The sequence below is a fragment of the Mongoliibacter sp. genome (genome assembly GCF_007692705.1).
GTDB lineage: Bacteria > Bacteroidota > Bacteroidia > Cytophagales > Cyclobacteriaceae > Mongoliibacter.
Genome location: NZ_REBN01000175.1, coordinates 1 through 22,716 on the forward strand (window position 1 = coordinate 1; position 22,716 = coordinate 22,716).

The 22,716-nt window shown below is 43.0% G+C and carries 16 protein-coding genes; 10 read left to right on the forward strand and 6 right to left on the reverse strand.

All coding sequences use genetic code 11. The annotated features are described in order from the left end of the window. Nucleotides 1-90: 90 nt before the first annotated feature. A complete protein-coding gene (locus tag EA341_RS12045) occupies nt 91-702 on the reverse strand; it encodes a Uma2 family endonuclease (protein WP_293014686.1) in 612 nt (203 codons plus the stop codon). Between the two features lie 163 nt (nt 703-865). After that, nucleotides 866-2,266 (reverse strand): hypothetical protein, encoded by a 1,401-nt coding sequence (locus EA341_RS12050; protein WP_293014687.1) that lies wholly within the window; start codon nt 2,264-2,266, stop codon nt 866-868. A gap of 277 nt (nt 2,267-2,543) precedes the next feature. Between EA341_RS12050 and EA341_RS12055 the strand changes: the two genes are divergently transcribed. Then, entirely contained in the window at nt 2,544-3,581 is a 1,038-nt protein-coding gene (locus EA341_RS12055; RefSeq protein WP_293014689.1) for a ThuA domain-containing protein, read from the forward strand. Nucleotides 3,582-3,631: 50 nt separating this feature from the next. Then, nucleotides 3,632-4,483 (forward strand): sugar phosphate isomerase/epimerase, encoded by an 852-nt coding sequence (locus tag EA341_RS12060; RefSeq protein ID WP_293014691.1) that lies wholly within the window; start codon nt 3,632-3,634, stop codon nt 4,481-4,483. Nucleotides 4,484-4,496: 13 nt separating this feature from the next. Here EA341_RS12060 and EA341_RS12065 read toward each other — a convergent pair whose 3' ends face one another. The 4 genes from EA341_RS12065 to EA341_RS12080 form a co-directional block, all read right to left on the reverse strand. Further along, nucleotides 4,497-5,303: an alpha/beta hydrolase gene (locus tag EA341_RS12065; RefSeq protein WP_293014693.1), complete on the reverse strand. Its 807-nt coding sequence runs from the start codon at nt 5,301-5,303 to the stop codon at nt 4,497-4,499. 106 nt (nt 5,304-5,409) lie between these two features. Further along, nucleotides 5,410-6,234, reverse strand: a complete 825-nt coding sequence (locus EA341_RS12070; protein ID WP_293014696.1) for a sugar phosphate isomerase/epimerase — start codon at nt 6,232-6,234, stop codon at nt 5,410-5,412. Between the two features lie 120 nt (nt 6,235-6,354). Then, nucleotides 6,355-6,804, reverse strand: coding sequence for a nuclear transport factor 2 family protein (locus tag EA341_RS12075; RefSeq protein ID WP_293014699.1), 450 nt, complete (start codon nt 6,802-6,804; stop codon nt 6,355-6,357). An 80-nt stretch (nt 6,805-6,884) separates the two neighbouring features. After that, complete coding sequence (locus EA341_RS12080) at nt 6,885-10,052, reverse strand: PVC-type heme-binding CxxCH protein (RefSeq protein ID WP_293014702.1); 3,168 nt, start codon at nt 10,050-10,052, stop codon at nt 6,885-6,887. Nucleotides 10,053-10,388: 336 nt separating this feature from the next. Here EA341_RS12080 and EA341_RS12085 point away from each other — a divergent pair, with 336 nt between their 5' ends. The 8 genes from EA341_RS12085 (at nt 10,389) to EA341_RS12120 (ending at nt 22,544) form a co-directional block, all read left to right on the forward strand. Next, the gene (locus tag EA341_RS12085) at nt 10,389-12,773 is read left to right on the forward strand and encodes a DUF1549 domain-containing protein (RefSeq protein WP_293014704.1); all 2,385 of its coding nucleotides are present in this window, start codon (nt 10,389-10,391) and stop codon (nt 12,771-12,773) included. Between the two features lie 26 nt (nt 12,774-12,799). After that, the gene (locus EA341_RS12090) at nt 12,800-14,230 is read left to right on the forward strand and encodes a DUF1501 domain-containing protein (RefSeq protein ID WP_293014707.1); all 1,431 of its coding nucleotides are present in this window, start codon (nt 12,800-12,802) and stop codon (nt 14,228-14,230) included. A 36-nt stretch (nt 14,231-14,266) separates the two neighbouring features. Further along, nucleotides 14,267-16,924, forward strand: coding sequence for a c-type cytochrome (locus tag EA341_RS12095; protein ID WP_293014709.1), 2,658 nt, complete (start codon nt 14,267-14,269; stop codon nt 16,922-16,924). Nucleotides 16,925-16,952: 28 nt separating this feature from the next. Next, entirely contained in the window at nt 16,953-17,723 is a 771-nt protein-coding gene (locus tag EA341_RS12100; protein ID WP_293014712.1) for a DUF1080 domain-containing protein, read from the forward strand. Nucleotide 17,724: 1 nt separating this feature from the next. Next, the gene (locus EA341_RS12105) at nt 17,725-18,807 is read left to right on the forward strand and encodes an aldose 1-epimerase family protein (RefSeq protein ID WP_293014714.1); all 1,083 of its coding nucleotides are present in this window, start codon (nt 17,725-17,727) and stop codon (nt 18,805-18,807) included. Between the two features lie 21 nt (nt 18,808-18,828). Next, nucleotides 18,829-20,037: a hypothetical protein gene (locus EA341_RS12110; protein ID WP_293014716.1), complete on the forward strand. Its 1,209-nt coding sequence runs from the start codon at nt 18,829-18,831 to the stop codon at nt 20,035-20,037. A gap of 218 nt (nt 20,038-20,255) precedes the next feature. After that, nucleotides 20,256-21,287, forward strand: a complete 1,032-nt coding sequence (locus tag EA341_RS12115; RefSeq protein WP_293014719.1) for a TIM barrel protein — start codon at nt 20,256-20,258, stop codon at nt 21,285-21,287. A 96-nt stretch (nt 21,288-21,383) separates the two neighbouring features. Continuing rightward, the gene (locus EA341_RS12120) at nt 21,384-22,544 is read left to right on the forward strand and encodes a Gfo/Idh/MocA family oxidoreductase (RefSeq protein ID WP_293014722.1); all 1,161 of its coding nucleotides are present in this window, start codon (nt 21,384-21,386) and stop codon (nt 22,542-22,544) included. Nucleotides 22,545-22,716 lie beyond the last annotated feature (172 nt).

The window sequence follows — 22,716 nt, forward strand, 5'->3', positions numbered from 1 at the left end:
CTTTGATGACTTGTTCCAGTTGGCTTGGCTTCATATATACCCTTTAGTGTCAAAAAGCTAGGTATATATGACATGGGGTCAAAAAATAATTCATAAAATCATATCCTGAAACACTTCTTCCAAATCCAGCACAAATCCTTCAACGGCCTGCGAGGCTACGTTGTCACCATGGGTGAAAACTTTAGATGCCTGGTATTTACCATTTACAAGGGAATTGACGATCAGGGTACATTCATTGGGATGGATGATCCAATATTCCTTTACGCCTGATTCTTCATAAACTTCATATTTATTGTGCAGTTCTTTCTTATTGTTGCCGGGAGAAAGAATCTCCACAATCAGGTCAGGCGCACCTATACATCCCAGTTCATCCAGTTTTTCGGGGTCGCATATCACGCAGATATCCGGCTGTACCACAGTATCAATATCTTCATGCTTTTTCGATTTAACGGGAAGACGGACGTCAAAAGGGGCTGAATAAACCATACATTTTTTGACCTCTAAAAAATTATAGAGCCTATTGAATATTTTACCTGAAATTTCCTGATGTATTCTTCTTGGTGCAGCCACCTGTCTGAAAACCTTGCCCTTGATCAGCTCCACCATTTCATCGATCTGCCAGGTCAGGTAATCGGCATAAGTATATCGCCCATTCTCGGCAAATGGCTCCTTTACTTTGTTTTTCAATTCCTCCTCTTCCATAAAGTCAATTTACTGATTAATCAGGTAAAAGAGAAGTTGGACATTCGTTTTGCCTGGATTAGTTGAGAGGGTTTATTTGGACAATTCTGATAACCGGAACAGATTTGAGAAAAACAGGTACATCATTGGGGGCGGATGTAAAATAGAAGAAACAATAGCCCTTTCATTTTTTCTGGAAGAATTTACTGAACAACAAGAACAAAACACCACAGGCTATCCAAGCAGGCAGGGTGAAAAATGAAAGGAATACCTGAAAATAAACAGATAAACCATAAAAAACTGCCATGCTGATCAGCCAGGCAGCCAATACAGTCCAGTTAAAATGAATTCCTTTGTGAGTGGCATAATCTTTCTTTAAACCCATTTTTTCTGTAAAATAATATTCGAAGAAAATCACTGCTCCTATTGGTGCTAAGATGAAACCATAGACCGCCACAAAATCCAGCAACTTCATGGCAAAGGCAGGAAACAATCCCGCTATGGTAGCTATACCTCCAGTAAACAAGGTGACTTTTACTGTTGAACTTTTCGGGAAAATCGCCTGAAAGGCCAAACCTGCCCTGTAAATAGTCGGGTTTGCAGTGGTCCATCCGGCTACCAACACACAAAGCAAGCCTGCCAATCCCACGACCTCATACGCCAATGGGCCTGGGGATACAGAGGGCACATCCCCTCTTGCAAAGATTGCTGCCGCCTCGGGGCCTTTGAGGTACAGTGCAAACATCAGGCAAGCCGATATCCAAGCCATAAAATGGCCCACATACATTCCCCCTGCTGTCGTCCAGCCCACCGAGTTTTTATCCGCATAGCGAAGTACGGTCATATCGGACATCCCCAAGTGCATGGCTGCATTGCAAAACCATGCAAAGAACAAAACATGCCAAAAGGTAAATTTGATCTGTCCCGGAAATGGCTCCGATCCCTCTCCCCATACTGCCCAAAGGTCTGTCAAGCTTTCCACCCCCAATCTTTTAGCTGCCAATATTCCGGCGATCAAAAATACCACAATCATAAAAGGAGCCGCCCAGTTGGAGAATTTTGCAACGGTATCATACCCTTTGGCAGCCACTATTGAAATGACTGTTCCAACCCCCAATACCACCAAAATCCAGGAAAGGCTACTCGGAATGGTATCGGTCAATGCCGGCATTGGCATGTCAAAGGGAATTCCTACAGCCGTGGCCGAGACGGTAATCATGGCGCCTGCCAAAAAGCAAAAAAGCAAGCCATTGGCAAGATTATACCCCTTTACCAATCCTTTGCCAGCTACTTTTTCCAATTTGTAATAAAGTGTCAAACGCTCCGCTGTGGCTATAGGTGTGGTGATGTACCTCCAAGTCAAGACTGCCAGAAAATTTCCCAAAAGCAAACCTATAATCAAATCAAAAGCCGATACTCCTGCCGTCAAAAACAAAGGACCTATGACAAATTCTGTCCCTGCCGCATGTTCTCCGGCATACATGCCGAGGAATTTTTTCCAGCTTTTAAATTGGGAGCGGGGAACAGGCTGCCTTTCAAATTCGCCAGCGGGAACAGGCTGTTCAGAAGCAATGGCTTTTTCCATAGGTAGGTTTTGGGTTCATTTTGAAAAATACAAAAATCCTATGGGTATTTGTGTCATGTGATGTCCTGTAAATTGTGTTTTGTGGATTAAGCCATAGGTTTTGCTTGAAATGTACACATATCAAATATCTTCCATATTCACACAACTGATTACCCCTGCTCCCGCTGCTGGACAGGCTTTTCAGATCTGGGAAGATAGATTTGTGTTAAAATAATGTTGCAAAACTTTTTTTATAAGGCTTTTAAAAATAATTTAAAGTTTATTCCAAACACAAGTCATGCTCCATCTGAACGCTATCACACCCTCTAAGAATCAATCACTGATTCTCCTCACCTTATTTATGCTATTGGGAATCGCCTGTAAGGCACAGGAAGGAAAGTCCTGGCTGCAATTTGAAGGAACCGAAGGACCTGGAAAAGGAAAACATATTGTACTGATCAGTGGAGATGATGAATATCGCTCAGAAGAAGCCATGCCTATGTTGGGCAAGTTATTGGCCCGCCATTATGGCTTTACCTGCACTGTACTTTTTCCCATCGAGCCGGAAACAGGTCACATCGTCCCCTCTTACCAAAATAATATCCCCGGTCTGGATCATTTGGAATCAGCCGATTTGATGATTTTGCTCACCAGGTTCAGGGAGTTACCCGATGAGCAAACCCAGCAATTCCACAATTACCTCTTGGCCGGAAAACCCATTATTGGTATGCGGACAGCCACGCATGCTTTCCATTATGAAAAAAACAAAAACAGTCCTTTTGCCAAATACCATTGGATGAGTAAGGAATCGGGCTGGGAAGGTGGTTTTGGTCAGAAAATCCTGGGAGAAACCTGGGTGGCGCATCATGGTGACCACGGTACAGAGGGAGCAAGAGCGCTAATTGATGGTATTGCCCAGCAAGAGAACCACCCTATCCTGATAGGCGTGAATGATATATGGGTAGCATCAGATGTCTACACGGTTAAGAACTTACAAAAAGAAGCAGAAGTCTTAGTCTATGGCGTGCCAACCTCAGGCATGACACCTGAATCCCCCATCAATTGGGAAAAATCAATCATGCCTATGGCTTGGACAAAGGATTACCAGGTAGAAGGCGGCAAAAAAGGAAAAGTATTTACCACCACTATGGGGGCCTCTGTTGATCTGATAAGTGATGACCTCAGGAGGTTAATCGTAAATGCTGCTTTTTGGGCTTTGGATATGCCAGATAAAATTACAGAAGATATGGAGGTCTCTATTGTTGGGGAATACGAACCATCCATGTTTGGATTTGGAACTTTCAGGAAAGGAATGAAAGTGGAGGATTTTAAATGAAGAATGTAAAATTAAGAATTAGAAATTAACAATTAAAAAATCCCTTAACCATGAACAAAATCGGATTCAATGTCTTGGCCTGGTCAGCAAACATGTCAGATGAGCTCAAACCCATTCTGGACAGGCTAAAAAATATCGGATATGACGGAGCAGAGTTTTTTGTGGGTTCACCTGATAATGCCGCCTATAAAAACATAGGCAATTATTGTAAGGAGATTGGCTTGGAAGTCACCACCGTTTCTGTTCTTAGTCCGGAAGAGAATCTCATCAGCCCTGAAAAGGCTGTCCGCCAAAATGGCCTTGAAAAGATCAAATGGATCATAGACAGGTCACATGATCTGGGTTCGCAGGTCTTGTGTGGCCCCATTCATTCCGCCTTTGCCACTTTTTCTAAAGCTGCTCCTCAAGAAATCGAATATGCCAGAAGTGCTGAAATCCTCCACCAAGCAGGAGATTATGCGGCACAGGCCGGAATTCTTCTGACACCTGAAGCCCTGAACCGATTTGAATGCTACCTCTGCAATACTATGGAGCAACTTTCAAACTTATTGAAAATCGTCAACCATTCTAATGTCAAGGCGATGTTTGATACCCATCATGCCAACATGGAGGAAAAAAAGTTAGGTGATGCGATCAGAAGTATAGGTCCACGGTTGGCGCATTTTCACATCAGCGAAAATGATCGTGGTACGCCTGGTTCAGGACATGTACCATGGGATGAAACTTTCGCGGCTTTGGCAGAAATCCAATACAAAGGCTGGCTGACCATCGAAGGTTTCACCAGAAATGACCCGGACTTTGCCAATTCTATTGGTGTTTGGAGAGAATTTTCAGAACCATGGGAGATGGCGGAAAATGGATATAAGTTTATAAAGGAAATGGGAGAAAAGCATGGTCTTTAAATTCAAAACATTATCAAGGCTGACTTTCCAACCAATCCCCTACTCTCTCATTAAAATCCTCCAGATTTTCCCAATGAAAAGCATGGCCACTTTTCGGGTAGATATGTAATTTGGATTTTGGAATTGCTGCAGCAACTTCCTTGGTCATCCATTGAGGCGTAAAGCCATCTTCCTCTCCTCCTAAAACAAAAGTAGGGCAGGCAATCTCATTTAATTCATTTAATACAGAATGATCTATACAGGCATCCGCTTGAGCTTCCAAACCAGTTAAAGGCTGTGGGTTAGGCTCTAAAGCTGCATTTTTACGATCTTCCAATAGTCCAGAATAGAGTTCATCATTATCCCAAGAGCGTTTGGAAAAAATCAACAACTGAATGTAAAGACTGAATTCCTCAGGTTTCAACTTAGCCTTGCAATCTTTTATGTGTTGAAAAACAGCTTTTGCTGCATTGTCACATCGGGCCCAAGGACACATGAGCACCAAAGCCTTAACCCTTGTCGGGAAATGAATTGCCATCTGTTGCGCAATAATACTTCCCATGGAAACGCCTACTATTTTTATTTTATCAAGACCCAAATAATCCAAAACTCCAATACAATCCTGCGCCATCTGCAGAGAAGAATATGGACCTAAAGGTTTGTCAGATTTCCCTACCCCCCTGTTGTCTACCAATATACAGCGAAAGGCTTTTGCCCATTGGTCTACATGCTTTTCCCAGATTGATCCTGGGGCAGTGATTCCCATAATGAGAAGTAAAGGTTCTCCAGAACCTCTTTCTTCAAAGTAGATGTTGATTCCGTTAGTATTTATTGTTGGCATGTTTTTCTATTTTTTTACCTTCAATTTCAGAAATATGATTGAGGATAACGCTGATAAACCTATGTCTTGTTTCTTGTTGCTTTTCTAGCTTTCTCGTCTCTCGCTTCTAAACCAGCCCCGGCACCAAAACCTCATTTATCCACTTCCCATCATGTAGCGTAACAAAATCCGGGTCTTCTAAGGCTTCCTTACCTTCATCCTCGCAGATTATCCAGCCAGCATAGCCAATATCTTTGAGCCATTGTGTAATTCCAAGTAAATCCACCTTACCATTTCCCATCAAAGCAAACTCTGGCTTTCCATCCCAATCTTTGTAATGCACATGATTGATGATAGATTGATATTCCTTCATTTTGGCAAGAGGATCCATGCCTCCATTGATGATGTGCCCCACATCTGGACACCAACCAGTGACGGAAAGGTCCAAGCCTTCCAAAATTACTTGATAATCTTCTTCAGTTCTGGTGATGGATATATGCGGTGAATTGGGATGAAAACTGCTTTCCACGCCTTTTTCCTTTGCCCGTCGGGAAACTGTGTTTACTATATCTGTAAGACTTTTTCTTCTTTGAATAAGCTCATGACGTCCTGTGGGAATTTGAACGGTACAAAGAACCGAACCGGGAAATCTTCTCAAAAGCTCTATTGCATTGTCTGCTACCTTCTTTTCTTCAACAGTTTCCCCTGCTCCGTTCCATTCTAATGCCAATGCAACTGCTGCCAATTCAATACCTTGCTCTTTAAGTTTTTCTTCCAACAAAACCGGATCAGAAAGTTTCCCCATCCACGAAAAAATGGGCTGTATTCCTGTAAAGCCTGCTTTGGAAATGATTTCGATCATGTGACCCAATTGGTTATTGTATGTTTCTCCGTCACTGTTCATATACCAGGTATAAACCTCAGCGCCGAATTTGAATGGTAGGTTTTTCATTTTTTATCTTAGTTTTTTTGCTAAAACTTTTTGGCCGTCTTTTCACTTCGTCTTTCAAAATAGGATTAAATCTAAAACCCCTTTATCAGCAAGTGCTCAATGATAAAAGGGATAGATTTTTCATTTTAACTCTTCATTTGGCACCTCCATGGTATGGTTAGCCAGAAGCAAGTATTTACCATCCACTTTAGCATAAGTCCTCATGAAATGGTATGTCACAGGACTGGGACCTCTATCTACCATTGTAAATCCACTTACCACGCCTGTATTTCCCAAAATCAAAACAGTCTGATCCCGCGAAACCCTTCCTTTGGTATTGTCAACCTGTCCTTCCCGAATGCGCTTTGCCCTTGAGACTACAGCTTCTTTTCCATCAATGAGGCTGGCATGGTTGTGGACCCAGATAAAATCGTCAGCCAGTAGATTATCCAAAAATCCTACATCAGATTCCAAAAGGGCCTTTTCCCAGCCAAGATCAAGATCCAAAAGCTTTTGATGGTCCTGAGTCTGTGCCACAGCTGCCCATGTTAGTAGGCAAAGGATAAAAGATGTTACTATAGTTTTTTTCATGGCTTTTCCTCATTTCATGATGTTGATCCTTATATCGACGAAGGCATATATGTATTTATATCGCAAAGCATATATCACCATTATTTTTCCATCGGATGTTCCTTTAGCAACTCTGCGGGTGAATAGAACCCTTTTCTATCGGCAACAGAAGTCCTGACTTCTTTCACTTTTTCAGGTCGAATCGGTGAGGCTTGGTTCCCAAAAGAATTCCTTACATAAGTCAATACGGCAGCTATTTCATTGTCATTGAGCATACCCTCATAGGGAGTCATAGGTACCTGTCCTGGATATTCTCTTCCCAACACTTCTATAGGCCCCATCAACCCTTTAAGGACCAGTTTGATCAAGCGCTCCTCACTCCCCAAAACCCAATTGGTGCCAACTAGAGGTGGAAACAAAGAAGCGGACAATCCCCTTCCGTCAGGTTGATGGCAGGTGGCACAAAAACCATCCCTGTTGTAAATTTCCTTCCCAATGAGATACAACTCCAAATCTCCCCCTTTCAGGTTCGATTTGATATCTTCTTCCTTCTTTTCTCTGACTGAAATCCCATTGATATGGGCTACAGCTGCCTCATGAGCATGTACCATCCAATTGTCCAAAGGCATTTTCTCAGCTTCGGCCAAAATAGGAAGTCCCTTTTCTATGGGAAGCCATGAAGCAGCTGTGATAGCCTCCAACCTCACCCTTCCATGCTCATCCTTTACTGCCTCCAATAATAATTTGTCCTGATCTTTCACTTGGTGTCCCATATACCTCAATACCCTTACTGCTGCTGCCCTTGCCCGGTAATCTTTGGCTTTTAACAATTGCCTTAACAACTCTTGGTCTACTTTATTTATTCCCCAAGTCACCCATAGCGCTTCTGTCAGGAAATGCTCGTACTTGGAATCATTTTTATCAAGTCCGGCAGTCCATTTTTTTATATCCAAGGCAACTTGATCGGTATCCCTTCCCCTCAGTTCTCTTCTTGTTCTATAGCGTGTCCTGAACTCAGGCAGCTTTAGGTTATCCAATAATTCAGAAATCGTTGCACCATCCACCTTGGCAGGTGTTACCAATGGTCTGGAAGGATAGGTAATCCTGTAAATCCTTCCGTGAACATGGTCTCTCAAAGGGTCTCTGGCGTTGTGCTGCATGTGCCCTATCAGCACATTGTGCCAATCGATAAAATAAAGTGAGCCATCAGGAGCAAATTCCATATCGACAGGACGGAAATTTCTATCACTTCCTTTCACCAGATCCAACCTATGCCGAGTCTTAAAGCCCGTTCCATCATCTTCAATCGCATGTTGCTTCATACCTAAAAACCCGATAGTATTATTGATCAAAAGATCTCCCTGTACTTCATCGGGAAAGTGCCTGCTGGACACAAACTCCAGTCCTGATGTAGGCCTTACCCTGTGGGCATCTTCAATCAAATTATAAGATCTGTGGGTAGCCTCTCCATACCTTGGTAAAACAGTTCCTGGCATCATCCACATCACATCCGGTCCTGAAGTTTCAGCAAAAAAGTTCTGCCCCCATTCATCAAAAGCTATTCCCCAAGGATTAGGGATAGACAACTGCGCGGTTCTCTCTAAGTGGTGTCTTAAAGGATTGTACCTGAAAAACCCTCCATTAGTCGCTCTCAAAGGCCCATAGGAAGTCTCCACATTAGAATGCAAAAATACTCCCTCTCCCATATAAATCGCACCCGAAGGATCAGCAGTAAATGCAGAAATCACATGGTGGGTATCATGGTCATCAAAACCACTGAGCAAAATTTCAATCTTGTCCGCTCGATCATCTCCATCGGTATCAATGAGAATCTTTAAATGGGTACCCTGTGAAACATATACTCCCTCCGGCGCAATCTCAAAACCCATGGGAAGATGCAGCCCATCTGCAAAAACAATTTGCTTATCGGCCTTGCCATCTCCATTGGTATCTTCTAGAATGATAATTTTATCATTTGGTTTTTCATTACCCGGTTTGTAATGCGGATAACTGGGACAGGTGGCAACCCATAATCTACCTTTATTGTCAAAACTCATCTGTACAGGATTGGCCAAATCCGGGAACTCAACTTCTGAAGCAAAAAGCTCTATTTTGTATCCTTCTGGTACGGTCAGCTGGTCCAAGGCATCTTGTCCATACAGGTAAGTCAGATTCCCGTTTTGCTGTGGATTGTAATTGGTCTCAACAGGTGGTAATTCTATGGTGTTTTTGTCAGCCACTTCAATATCCATTCTTTCCCCTTTTGCTGCCTTCCAGATGGCCTCATCACGGATAGCCGTCATCTGCCTGATTTTTTCCAATTCAGCAGGATAATTATCTGGCCCAAATGGCTTGTACCTCCTTCCATAAACATGTACTCCGTTCGGGATTTTATAGTCATTATGCCACATCCAGTTCTTTCTCATGACCATCTCATGGGTCAGTTCTTTGTTTTTTGCCCCCAAAGCTTTGGTTTTACCAAATACCTGATCAGCCAATAAGACGGCCAATTTTTGATACCCTTGTTCATTGAGTTGGGAACCATCAATAGTCAAAGGTTCTTTGGAGGATGAATACCATTTTTTAGAAGGTTGGAATGCATCCACAAATAGCACCTTGTTCTTTTCTGACACCTCTTTCATAGCCTTGGTGTATAATTCAAGGTTTTTGTTCTCCTTGACGCCATCAGGCAAATCTTTAAGTGAAGACAAGTCTTCGAAAGCTATGGGAGAAATGATGGCCAATTGGGGAGGGCTATCTCCGTTGTATGGTTGTTGGAGTGTATGTTTGATAAAAGCATCTAATTCCGCTTTGTAATTTTGCAGACCCTTTTCCCCTTGAAATGATTCATTGTATCCAAAAAAAGCCAAGATGATATCAGCTTCGTGCCTGTACAACCATTCATCCGGTGTTTCAAAATGTCCTTCGGAATTCGAGTTATTTGCAAATTCTGTCTGAAAATCCTCCGCGCCTGGAAATGCCCATGGTGATACCCTGCCTGAGTGAGGTCTAAATCCAGGTGTATTTCCCCCATCGCACATATTTCGGATATACAAGAGGCTATCCGGATACCTGACTTGCATTTCTGTTTCAAAAAGCCCGTAATCCATCATTCTCGAACCGAGATTATTCCCGATGAGAATGATGTGGTCTCCTTTATGGATCTTAATTCCATCTTTTTGACTGCATTGAAAAACAGGGATTAGAAAAACTATAATCGCAAGGATTTTAAGCAATCTGCTGATATGGGTTGATAAGGGGCGTCTCATTCTTTTTTGATCACGAATTAGTTTTATACCATTTTTTGGTCAGTCAAAATCGAAGGATAAAAAGTCTCCTTAATTATCCAAAAATCCATCCTGCCTTATCCTGATTAAGAATGCTATTATTTCTTTTCTGAATTTATGTATTTACCAAGATATCCAAAAAACAATATTGGCAAAGGGTCAAAACAAGTGTTGCAAGGAATCCAGGTTTTAATTAAAAAAATCTAAAGAGATCAACAGTATACAGGTGTGTACAGGATAGTTTTTTATGCAAAAATTTAGAACTTATTTGTTAAGATTCTTGACTCCTTTTAATAAACAAATTGCCCTTAATAACCCATGATAGTAGAAAATTTCTGGCTTTGGCAATTCCTCGGTAGGCTTCATCCGCTCGTAGTTCACTTTCCTATAGCCCTACTGGTTTTTGCTGCTATTCTGGAACTTTTTACCATAGGGAAGTACCAATCCAAACTACGACCAGGGATCAATGCCATCCTACTTGGAGGCATTTTTTCAGCAATAATCGCCGCATTTTTCGGATGGCAGCTAGCTGAAAATGAAAATATCACTGGTGATTTACTGGATCAACACCAACGCTCAGGGTTTGTAACAGCTACGATAGGCTTGGTTTTACTATGGTTTTTGACTCAGATTGAGATAAAAAAACGGACAAAAAATATAAAGTTCTTCAGGGCAACACTTTTCGTGACAACGCTAGGCATCATCCTCACAGGTCATTTTGGAGCTTCTTTGACCCATGGAGAAGATTTCCTAAGTAGTACCTTGCCTTGGGGCAAAGGCAATGCTCCCTACCAACCCAACCAATTTGATCTTGCCCATTACCAATCAGAAGGGGCCACGCTTTCCACCGATGCAGAACTGAAATTAATTGGTGAAGTAAGAACCATTCTGGCTCATAATTGCTACAAATGCCATAGTGGCGCTAAGATCGAAGGAGATTTGAGATTGGACACCAAAGAGCATGTATTTAAAGGAGGAGAATCCGGAGCAGTCGTCGTGGCAGGAGTCCCACAACAAAGTGAGCTGATCAGAAGAATTAAACTGCCCAAAAACCACAAAGACGTAATGCCTGCCAAAGGCAGCATTTTAAGTAAGGAAGAAATTGCGCTGCTGACACTTTGGGTGGAAAAGGGAGCCCCTTGGCCGGATAATGCTACTCAACCAAGCATATATAGGGTAGCTGACCTGGCCCCTAGGAGACCTCCCCTTCCAAAATCAGTCAGCGGTTTAATCAATCCGGTTGATTTATTTGTGAATGACTATTTTCAGGAGAAAAACATACAATGGCCCCAAGGCATTGATGATAAAACATTTTTGAGAAGAGTGTACCTTGATCTTATTGGACTCCTCCCAAGTCCGGAAGATTTGGAAGCTTTCTCAAAAGACCCAAGAACTGACAAGAGATCCATTTTGGTCGAGGAATTACTCAACAGAAACGATGATTTTGCCATGCATTGGCTGACTTTTTGGAATGACCACTTAAGGAATGATTATACCGGCACAGGCTACATTACCAATGGAAGATACAACATTACAGATTGGTTGTACCAGTCTCTTCTGAACAACAAACCCTATGACGTTTTTATCAAGGAATTGCTCAATCCGGATGAAAAATCCAAAGGTTTTATAGAAGGCATCCGATGGCGCGGTACTGTCAATGCCAGTCAAAGAACAGAAATGCAGGCCGCACAAAATGTGGGTCAGGTAATTTTGGGGCTTAACCTCAAATGTGCCTCTTGTCATGACAGCTTTATCTCGGACTGGAAGCTCGACCAGGCCTATGCCTTCGCTAATATTTTTGCAGACACCACTTTGGAGGTAAGCCGCTGTGAACAGCCTACCGGAAAAATGGCCTCCACCAAAATACTTTGGGAAGAACTGGGGGAAATCGACAGTTTAGCCACCAAAGCTGAAAAACTCAGACAGCTGTCAGAACACCTTGTCCAGCCGGCCAATGGCAGAATGTACAGGACCATTGTCAACAGGATATGGAAGCAACTCATGGGAAGAGGATTGGTAGAGCCTGTAGATGAAATGGATAATATGCCTTGGAGCCAGGATTTATTGGATTGGTTGGCAACTGAATTTGTAGACACAGGTTATGACCTGAAAGAATTAATCTACCGGGTCGCCACCTCCAAAATCTACCAATCTGCTTCCTCTGGAATAGAAAGTGCCGGTTTACTTCAAGATGAAGATTATGTCTTCACCGGCATGGCAAGAAGGAGAATGACAGCAGAGCAGTTTTCTGATGCGGTAAGCCAAATCATTCACCCACTATTTGATGAACAGGAGATTAAGTACAATCCTTTCCAATTGGCGAAAAATGAAGCCTCAGTCCCAGCATTTGTGAGGGCCTCTCTGGTGGCAAACAACAGTTTCCTTACCGCATTAGGCAGACCCAATAGAGAGATCGTAACCACCTCAAGAGATTCCCAGGCCAGCCTTTTACAGGCATTGGAACTGACCAATGGAGAAAGGCTTTATGAGGTTCTTGAAAAAGGAGCTGTCTCATGGAGGGAGCAATTCCATACAGCCGAATTGATTTCGGAACAATTTTACCAGAAAGTTCTACTTAGAAAACCTAGCCAAAAGGAATTGAAAATCGCAAAAGATGCCTTGGGTGATCAGCCAAAAGCTGAGCAAATCCAGGATTTTTTTTGGGCGGTAATGTTACTTCCTGAATTTCAGATAATTTACTAATTGAAAAATCAAAAGCATTGATCAAAATGAACGAGCAACTGAAAAGGAGAGATTTTTTAAAAAAAACCAGCGCTGCCGCTGTGGCTACCATGGCCATGGGAGCTCCTCTTTCAGGTTTGCTATCATCCTGTCAATCCAACCCTGCCATCTCCTCAACTGCTGATACCGTCATCCTGCTTTTTATGGCAGGCGGCATGGCACATACGGAAACCTTTGATCCTAAAAAACATACTGAATTCCGCAAAGGGATGCATTCCAGTGAAGTCCTCAGTACATTTCCATCATTCCCCACTGCCTTGGATGGCATCCATTTTTCAGAAGGATTGGAATCTATAGGGAAAATCATAGACCGTGGCACCTTGATCAGGTCTTATGTGGCTGCAGATTTAGGTCATATCCTGCATACCAGACACCAATACCACTGGCATACATGCTATGAACCACCTCAATCTGTTGTGGTACCGCATATTGGGTCTTGGATAGCCAAAGAATTAGGTCCTTTAAACCCAGTCATCCCCCCCTTTATCAATATCGGCCAAAGGTTTACAGTTGGAGAAGGGGAAGAGCTGAAAGCTTTTCACAGCGCAGGTTTCCTGGGATCTGAATTTGGGCCTTTTCTGATACCGGATCCTACTTCCGGTCTTGAAAGTGTGCGTCCTCCGGTCGGTATGTCTCTCAAGCGATTTGAAGCAAGGAACCAGCTGTATCAAAACCTGATCAGTGAAAGTCCTATGGGTGAATTAGGAAGTGATTACCAGAAAGAATCGCTGAAGAGATCCATGGAGCAAGCGTATATACTCCTCAACTCACCTGAAGCCAAAGCCTTTGACCTGAGCCAAGAGCCTAAAGAAAACTACGACACCTACAATACAGGAAAATTTGGGTTGGGCTGCCTTTTGGCCAAAAGGCTGGTTGACCAAGGAGCGAGGTTCATCAGCGTCACAACAGAATATGAGCCATTTTTTGGTTGGGATACCCATGACAATGGCCATACCCGTCTCAAAGACATGAAAAAATTAATCGATGCTCCCATAGCCCAGTTGATTAAGGACTTGGATGAAAGTGGAAGATTGGAAAGAACCTTAGTGATAGTAGCCAGTGAATTTAGCAGGGACATGTTGACCGAAGGTCGTCCGGATTTGAAGGTGCTGGATCAGGTAGATGTCCCTGAAATCATCGAAGACATGAAGAATTATGGCATGCACCGACATTTTACTGATGGCTGTTCCATCCTAATGTTTGGCGGAGGTATAAAAAGAGGTCATGTTTATGGCAAAACCGCAGATGAAAGACCTTGCAAAACGATAGAAAAACCGATCAAAATTGACAGCATCCACCAGACCATTTACCATGCCTTAGGCATCCCTCCGGATACCCATTACATGATTGAAAAAAGACCCTTTTACACCACCCCAGATGGGCATGGAAAAGTGGAGTTTGAGCTTCTGAACACATAAAAACTCACCTAAAAAATACCCAGACAAGCATATCCTATGTACACAAAAAATTCTATTTTAAAATCAATTACCATCCTTTTGACCTTAGGCTTGGTTTTTTCCTGCGGAAAAAAGGAAGAAGACAACACTCCGCTCCACCCTAAATTAGCCAAGCTAAAATTACCGGAAGGCTTTGTTGCTGAACATATCTACAGTCCTGGAGAGAATGATCAGGGTTCTTGGGTAGGCGTAACCTTCGATGAAAAGGGGCGGATGATTGCAACTGATCAATATGGGGCAATTTATCGGCTTGAAATCCCGGAAATAGGCGCTGAAGATCTCACTCCTAGGGTGGAAAAACTCAAAGTGGGTACAGATGAAACTAAACTTGGGATGGGCTTTGCCCAAGGGGTATTGTATGCCTTTAACAGCCTTTATGTCATGGTCAATCACAATGCCAATGACGCTTTTGATAAAGGTACTGGACTTTATCGTTTACAGGACAGCAATGGTGATGACCAATATGATAAAATCACTTTGATAAAATCACTTCAAGGCGAGCCTGGAGAACATGGCCCACACAGTATGGTTGTATCGCCTGATGGACAATCCATTTATCTGGTAGCAGGAAATCATGTGGATGTGCCTGAAATGGATGCCTACCGACTTCCAAGGGTATGGGATGAAGACAATATTTTCCCTTTGATCAAAGACCCAAGAGGACATGCCAATAACCGCATGGCTCCAGGAGGATGGATTGCCAAGATTGATCCAGAAGGAAAAAACTGGGAACTGATCAGTGCCGGTTTCAGAAATGCCTATGACATCGCTTTCAATGAAGCCGGTGATTTATTTACCTATGATTCAGATATGGAATGGGATTTTGGCATGCCTTGGTACAGGCCGACCCGTATTTGCCATGTCACCAGTGGCAGTGAATTTGGATGGAGAACGGGAAACCATAAGTGGTCCCCGGAATATCCGGATAATTTGCCTGCTATTTTGAATATTGGCCAAGGATCCCCTACCAATGTAATGTTTGGGACAGGTTCTAATTTTCCTGAAAAATACAGGAAAGCGCTCTTTGCTTTTGACTGGAGCTTCGGTATCATATACGCTGTATTTTTAGATCCTTCAGGCGCTACTTATACCGCTACTGCAGAGGAATTCATTTCCGGATCACCTCTTCCTCTCACTGATGGAGCCATTGGACCGGATGGCGCCATGTATTTTATGACAGGTGGAAGGAGATTGGAATCAGATGTGTACAGGGTCTATTATGCAGGAAAAACAGATGATTCAGAAAAGGGTAAAACAGCTATCAACTTGCCTGAAGCACACCAAACCAGGAGGATGTTGGAAGCCTTTCACAGTGGTGGGCCAAAGGCAGGTGCAGTGGAAGCTGCATGGCCTTACCTCAAAGATGAGGACAGGTTTATTCAATACGCAGCACGAATCGCCATAGAACACCAACCTGTCAACGAATGGAAGGAAAAAGCATTGAATGAAAAAGAACCGAAAGCGCTGATTCAATCCATGATAGCCCTTGTCCGACTGGGAGATAAAAATCTTCAGCCGAGGATATTGGAAGCTCTTGCTGCTGTAGATTTCAGGCAGTTACCTCCATCCGATCAACTTCATCTGGTAAGGGTTGTTGAATTGAGTCTATTCAGACAGGGCATGCCTTCCCCTGCAATGAAAGAACAATTGGCCGAAATGCTGAATCCCCGTTTCCCCTCAGGAAATAATAACCTTGACAGGTCACTAAGCAAAGTATTGGTGCATATAGAAGATACTGAAGCTGTGGAAAAGATCGTAGCCCAACTCAGGCTAGCAAAGGACGACTCGGATTACCAAAAAACTTTTACTTCTTCCTCTGATCTGATCTTAAGAAATCCACAATACGGTCTCGATATTGCAGATATGTTGGCCAATGTACCACCTGCACAACAAACGTACTACGCTACTGTACTAGGTGGTGCAAAAGTGGGTTGGACACCAGAATTGAGAGAGGCATATTTCACTTGGATTCATGATGCCTTTCAATACAAAGGAGGCAGAAGCTATGTGGGCTTCATTGACAGGGCCAGAAAAATGGCGTTGAATAAGGTCAACCCTACTGAATTTGATCAATACAATGAGATGTCTGGGGCTTCTCTGCTTACGGGCAGCGGCAATGATCTTGCAGTTTCGGACATTCAGCCCCAAGGTCCAGGCCGCAATTGGAAAGTGGATGAGGCTTTAGCCCTTATGGATGATCTGAAAGGTAGAGACTTGGTAAAGGGCAAAGCCATGTATGCAGCCACTTTGTGTCAATCCTGCCATACCATGCAAGGAGAAGGTGGAGTGGTAGGCCCTGATCTGACCCAACTGGGCACCCGCTTTTCTCCAAAGGATATTTTGGAATCCACCATCAATCCCAATGCAGTAATCAGCGATCAGTATGCGGCTACCATTTTCTATATGCGTGATGGCAGCTCTATTTTGGGCAAATTGACCAATGAGGATAAAGACAAATACTATATCTCACAAAACCCATTTGATCCCCAGAATTTACGGGAGATTCCAAAGAAAGAAGTGAACAGTAAAAAACTATCCGACATTTCTGTCATGATGCCAGGATTGATTAACCGGCTGAATGAAGAGGAATTAAAGGATTTGATGGCTTATTTGATTTCGGGTGGAAATCCAAACCACGAAGTCTACAGAGAGTGATTTGAATTGGATCCTTAAAAAACAGCAAATGAAAGATTTTAGCAATTTAAAATATTTATGCATTCTGGTTATAATCAGCTTGACTGCTTGTAGCCAAGAGAAAACTTCTGATACAAGTCAGGAAGCTGATGATGGCTTTGTATCCATTTTTTTTGGCGAAAATATGGATGGCTGGGAAGGTGACCCTGATATTTGGAGGGTTGAGGATGGATTGCTTATCGGTGAACTGACTCCTGAAACTGACTTAAAAACCAATACCTTCCTGATTTGGACTGGTGGTGAACCTGCTGATTTTGAATTAAAAGTTGATTTCAAAATCTCTGAAGATGGTAATTCGGGGATCAATTACAGAAGTGACAGGTTGGAGGAGATCCCTTTTGCGCTAAGAGGCTATCAGGCAGACATAGATGGGAAAAACACCTACACAGGCCAGAATTATGAAGAGCGAAAAAGGACTACCTTGGCTTATAGGGGGCAGAAAACCAAAATCAATCCACAGGATCCTCCTGGCGAAATCCGGGATTTTGTAGAAAGAAATGCCTGGCGTGGTCTTGAACTGATCGAAGAACTGGGAGATAAGGATTCTTTGAAAAATCTAATTAAGGCTGAGGATTGGAATCACATGCATTTGGTCATCAAAGGCAATCTTCTTCAACATTACGTCAATGGGATCTTGATGAGTGAAGTGGAGGATGAAGACCCTATGAACAGAAGTTTTAAAGGACATTTAGGATTGCAGGTTCATGTGGGTCCACCTATGCAAGTTGCCTTCAAAAATATTTACCTAAAGGAAAATTAAAATGGGCAACACTTTAAATCCTTTGATTCATCATTCTAAGAACAAAATCTCCAATCCTGCTCAATTGGGTGGAATCGAGACATCTGTTTTGGATAATGGACTTGGTAAAGGAGTTAGAATTGCCTGGGTGAATACAGGAGGCGGCTTGAGGTACAAAATCGTTCTGGACCGCGGTATGGACATTGCTGATGCTTTTTTCAACGCCAATAGCTTGGCTTGGATCAGTCATGCAGGAGTGGTGCAGCCCCAACCCTTTTCCAACCAAGGAATTGATTGGCTTAGAACATTTGCCGGTGGGCTTCTTACAACTTGTGGTCTTTCCCATACGGGAGGTCCGGAATCTGACCAATATGGAACTAGAGGACTCCATGGAAATTACAGCAATATTGCTGCGGAACTTATTTCAGTAAAGCAACCCGATTTAAGAAATGGAGATCTCCATATGGGCGTCACAGGAGTTGTTCGGGAGATGACCACTTTTGGTCCTCAATTGGAGTTAAAAAGAACCATTTCCAGTGTACTTGGGGAGAGCTACTTAAAAATTCATGACGAGATCACCAATCTTGGCAATACTCCTGCTCCGCATATGCTATTGTACCACATCAATTGTGGCTACCCTTTGATTGATCAAGGAACAGACATCATTTGGAAAGGACAATGGGAATCCATGGATAAGAATCCATCTAACAGGATTTTCAATGGAACCAACAATTTTAAAAAATGTCCTGAGCCTATGGAAGCGCATGCAGGATTTGGAGAAGATGTTGCTTTTATCACTCCTCAAGCGGAGGAAAATGGCACAACCATTTGTGGTTTTGTCAACGAGAAGTTGGGTCTTGGATTGTCAATAAAGTTCAATACCCTTCAATTACCATGGCTAATCAATTGGCAGCATTGGGGCAAAGGGGAATATGTAACCGCATTGGAACCAGCAACCAACCCTCCTATTGGACAGGCAAAAGCCAGAAACGAAGGTACTTTGATCGAGTTGGCCCCCGGAGAAAAAAGAAACTACGATCTTGAATTAAAGGTCATCACCAAAGAAGATGAACTGGAAAATTTAATAAACATCAATAAACCTTAAACCAAAATAACCCGCATTATCATGAGTTTGGCTAAAAAAGCATTGGAACAAGGAGAGGGAATCCTCCGATTGACACCGACCTGGGTACCCAGATCATTTTGTGTACCTGGCAGAAGGATAAAATTACATCCTGATGATTACTATGTTTTGGGTGGTGTCAGAGGAGGTATCGATGAAAGATGGCTTTCCTCCACCACACCCGCACAAAATGGACCATTGACCGGAAAAAATGAAGGCTTGAGCCATATCGTTTTTCAGGATGGTGCAGAAGAAAAGCTGTTTTTGCTGAAAGATGCCATTGATGAACTGAAAGGGGATATCATAGGAGAAAGAATCTGGGATGAACACAAAAGTTGGCCCATGTATTCCAAATTCTTTGACAATATGGGGCCCCTACCCCATCATATTCACCATAACGATGAATATGCTGCCATGACAGGTCAGAAGGGTAAACCAGAAGCGTACTACTTTCCTCCCCAGCTCAATAACCATGGGGGAGATTTTCCTTATACCTTTTTTGGCATTGCTCCCGGAACCACCAAAGCACAGATCAAAGAGTGCCTCATGAATTTCAATAAAGGTGATAATAAGATCACCAATTATTCGCAGGCCTTTAAACTGGAACCAGGTACAGGATGGGATGTACCTCCAGGCATGCTTCATGCTCCCGGAAGCCTTTGCACCTATGAACCGCAGAAGGCCTCAGATATTTTCGCCATGTACCAATCTCTGGTCAATGAGGCCATTATTCCCGAAGAATTGCTTTGGAACGGCACCCCTAAAGATAGAATTGGCGATTATGACCTATTGGTGGAAGTCATCGATTGGGAACTGAATACCAATCCAAATATCCTTGATAACCACTTCATGCTTCCCAAACCCGTCTTTGAACAGGATTGGATGGAGTCCCAAGGTTTTGTAGAAAAATGGATCTGTTACCGCTCCCATGATTACAGTGCAAAAGAGCTTACGATCTTGCCAGGACAAACTGTCACTATTACAGACAATGCTGCCTATGGAATGATCATGATGCAGGGACATGGCAAAATGGGTGTGTGGGACCTGGAAACCCCCGCTTTGATCCGTTATGGGCAACTCACCCATGATGAATACTTTGTTTCTGAAAGTGCAGCCAAAGCCGGAGTAAAGATCAGTAATCCTTCCAAAACAGATCCTATTGTGATGCTCAAGCACTTTGGCCCCAATAATCCGGATTTGAAAGTAGAATGATAGAGACGAGAATTTAGATGCGAGATATTAGAGGTTAGAAACAAGAGACAAGAACCAAGAGACAATGCGTTTTGCAGTCCTTGGGATTTAAGGTCAATTTCAGCAACAATATCAAATATCTTAATATCCCAATATCAAAAAATAGTCCCTTCACCAATTAATGAAAAACTAAATCAACTAATACCGAATAACTCATTTAACAAATAACCAAAATAACCATGTCACAAAACAATTATCCTAAAATCCATAACGCGACCTGGCCAGGAATAGTAGGTAAAGGTCCCGATTCAGAACCTGTCATTCCTTTCGATACTTTATTGGAAATGACCGCTGCTGCCGAAGTAGACGGGGTGAAATTTGATGGTATAGATATCGGTTTACTGGATCCCCATCTCAACATAGATATGTCAGATGATGACATCAAAAAGCTGGCAGATAAAGTTTCCAAATTTAATCTCAATATCGGCTCCCTTGTGGCTCCCATTTGGGCGGGTTCGGCAATGGGAAGTGCAGAACAGCGAAAGACATTTGTGGAAATGGTTAAGAAATCCTGTGTCATAGCCAAGCGGCTGAATGAATTGGGTGTAAGACATTATGGCGTGGTGCGGATTGATTCAGCAGCCGGGGTTTCTGACTGGGCCAAGGATCCTGAAGCAAATAGCAAAATAATAGCTCAAACTTTCCGTGAAGCCTGTGATATTGCCGCTGATTATGGAGAGCGGTTGGCTGCAGAGGGAGAAATCTGCTGGGGAGGCATGCACAGCTGGAAACATATGGTGCAATTGTTAGAGATGGTGGACAGGAAAAATATCGGGTTCCAGGCCGACATGTCCCACACCTTCCTTTATACCTTGGGATACAATGCCCCTGAACATCGAATTCTTCCAGCTGATTTTGACAAAAATGACCGGGAAGCAATCAAATCCGCTTTAAAAACAGTGACTGATGCCCTTCGCCCATGGACAATAGATTTCCATGTTGCCCAGAATGACGGCTCTGTTTTCGGTTCGGGCTCACATGACAAAACCGGGCGTCACTGTCAGGCCACAGACCCCAACGGATTGCTGGACATTACCCATGATGCCGGGTATTGGTTGAGGGACGAAAAGGGCAAGTTGACCAAAGCCATGCAACACATTTGTTGGGATGGCTGTATGTTCCCCAACGCCGTGATGGAAAAACAACAAACTTGGAATGATATCCTTGCTGCTTTAATTAAAGTCCGTGAAGCACATGGATGGCATGGTTAAGATAATAGAAGCAAGAAACAAGAAACAAGATGAGAGACTAAAGGAAAACACTTTTTTGGTCTCAAATCTTATGTCTAACATCTAAAATCTAAAAAAATGAGCAATAAAAAACCAATACGAATAGGATTGATAGGCACCGGTCTGATGGGGAGGATCCATACCAATGCCTACAAAAGAATCCCTGATTTTTTCCCAGAGTTTGAATACACACCAGTGCTCCAAGCTGCTTGTGCCAGAAGGGAAGAAAAAGTCAAAGCTTTTGCAGAGCAATGGGGCTATGCTGCTTACGAGACAGACTGGAAAAAATTGATAACCAGAGATGACATTGATGCAGTGGATATCTGCACCCCCAATGACACCCATGCTGAAATAGCCATAGCGGCGGCGAATGCGGGTAAAATGATCTTGTGCGAAAAACCCCTCTCCAGAACTTTGGAAGAAGGTGAAGCCATGGTCAAGGCTATTGAAAAGTCGGGCGTGAAAAATACGGTGTGGTATAATTACAGGAGAATGCCGGCAGTAACACTGGCGAAGCAAATTGTAGATTCCGGGAAATTGGGTAAAATTTTCCACTACAGAGCGAATTTCCTACAGGATTGGACCATCAATCCAGAACTGCCACAAGGGGGCGATGCCCTATGGCGATTGGATGTGGATGCGGCAGGATCTGGGGTGACCGGTGATTTACTGGCCCATTGCATAGATACTGCCATGTGGATCAATGGGGGGATTAAGGATGTTTCCGCAATGACAGAAACCTTTATCAAGGAAAGGGTACATCAGGGAAGTGGACAGGTTCAAAAGGTGGGTATCGATGATGCCTGTTTATTCCATTGTCATTTTGACAATGGCTCTTTGGGATTATTTGAGGCCACGAGGTATGCTCGGGGGCATAAAGCTTTATACACTTTTGAGATTAATGGCGAACATGCTTCTTTACGTTGGGATCTACACGACATGAACTGGTTGGAAATTTTCGACCACAAAGACGAGTCCCAAGTAAGAGGATGGAGAAGGGTTCATATAACTGAAGGGGAGCAACCCTACATGAACAGGTGGTGGATACCTGGAACCTCCATTGGTTACGAGCATTCCTTTATTCACCAAGCAGCAGACTTTTTCTTGAGTCTGCAGACAGGTGAACCTTGTGCGCCTACTTTTCAGGATGCTTTTGAAACCCAAAAAGTCTGTCAGGCAGTGCTGGATTCGGCAGCTTCAAAAAGCTGGAAGGATACTGGGGTCAAATGGAAGGGGTAGTTGAACCCATTTAAAAAAAACGAATAAAAGTTAAGGCATTGAAATAATCTGAAATATGCCTTCGGCGAAATACTAACAGAAACCTGCCCTACTTCGGGAATCCAATCTCTATTCCTCTTTGATTGGCAACTATGAAAGCATGGCAGGTTTCTTATTGAAAAATACATTATAA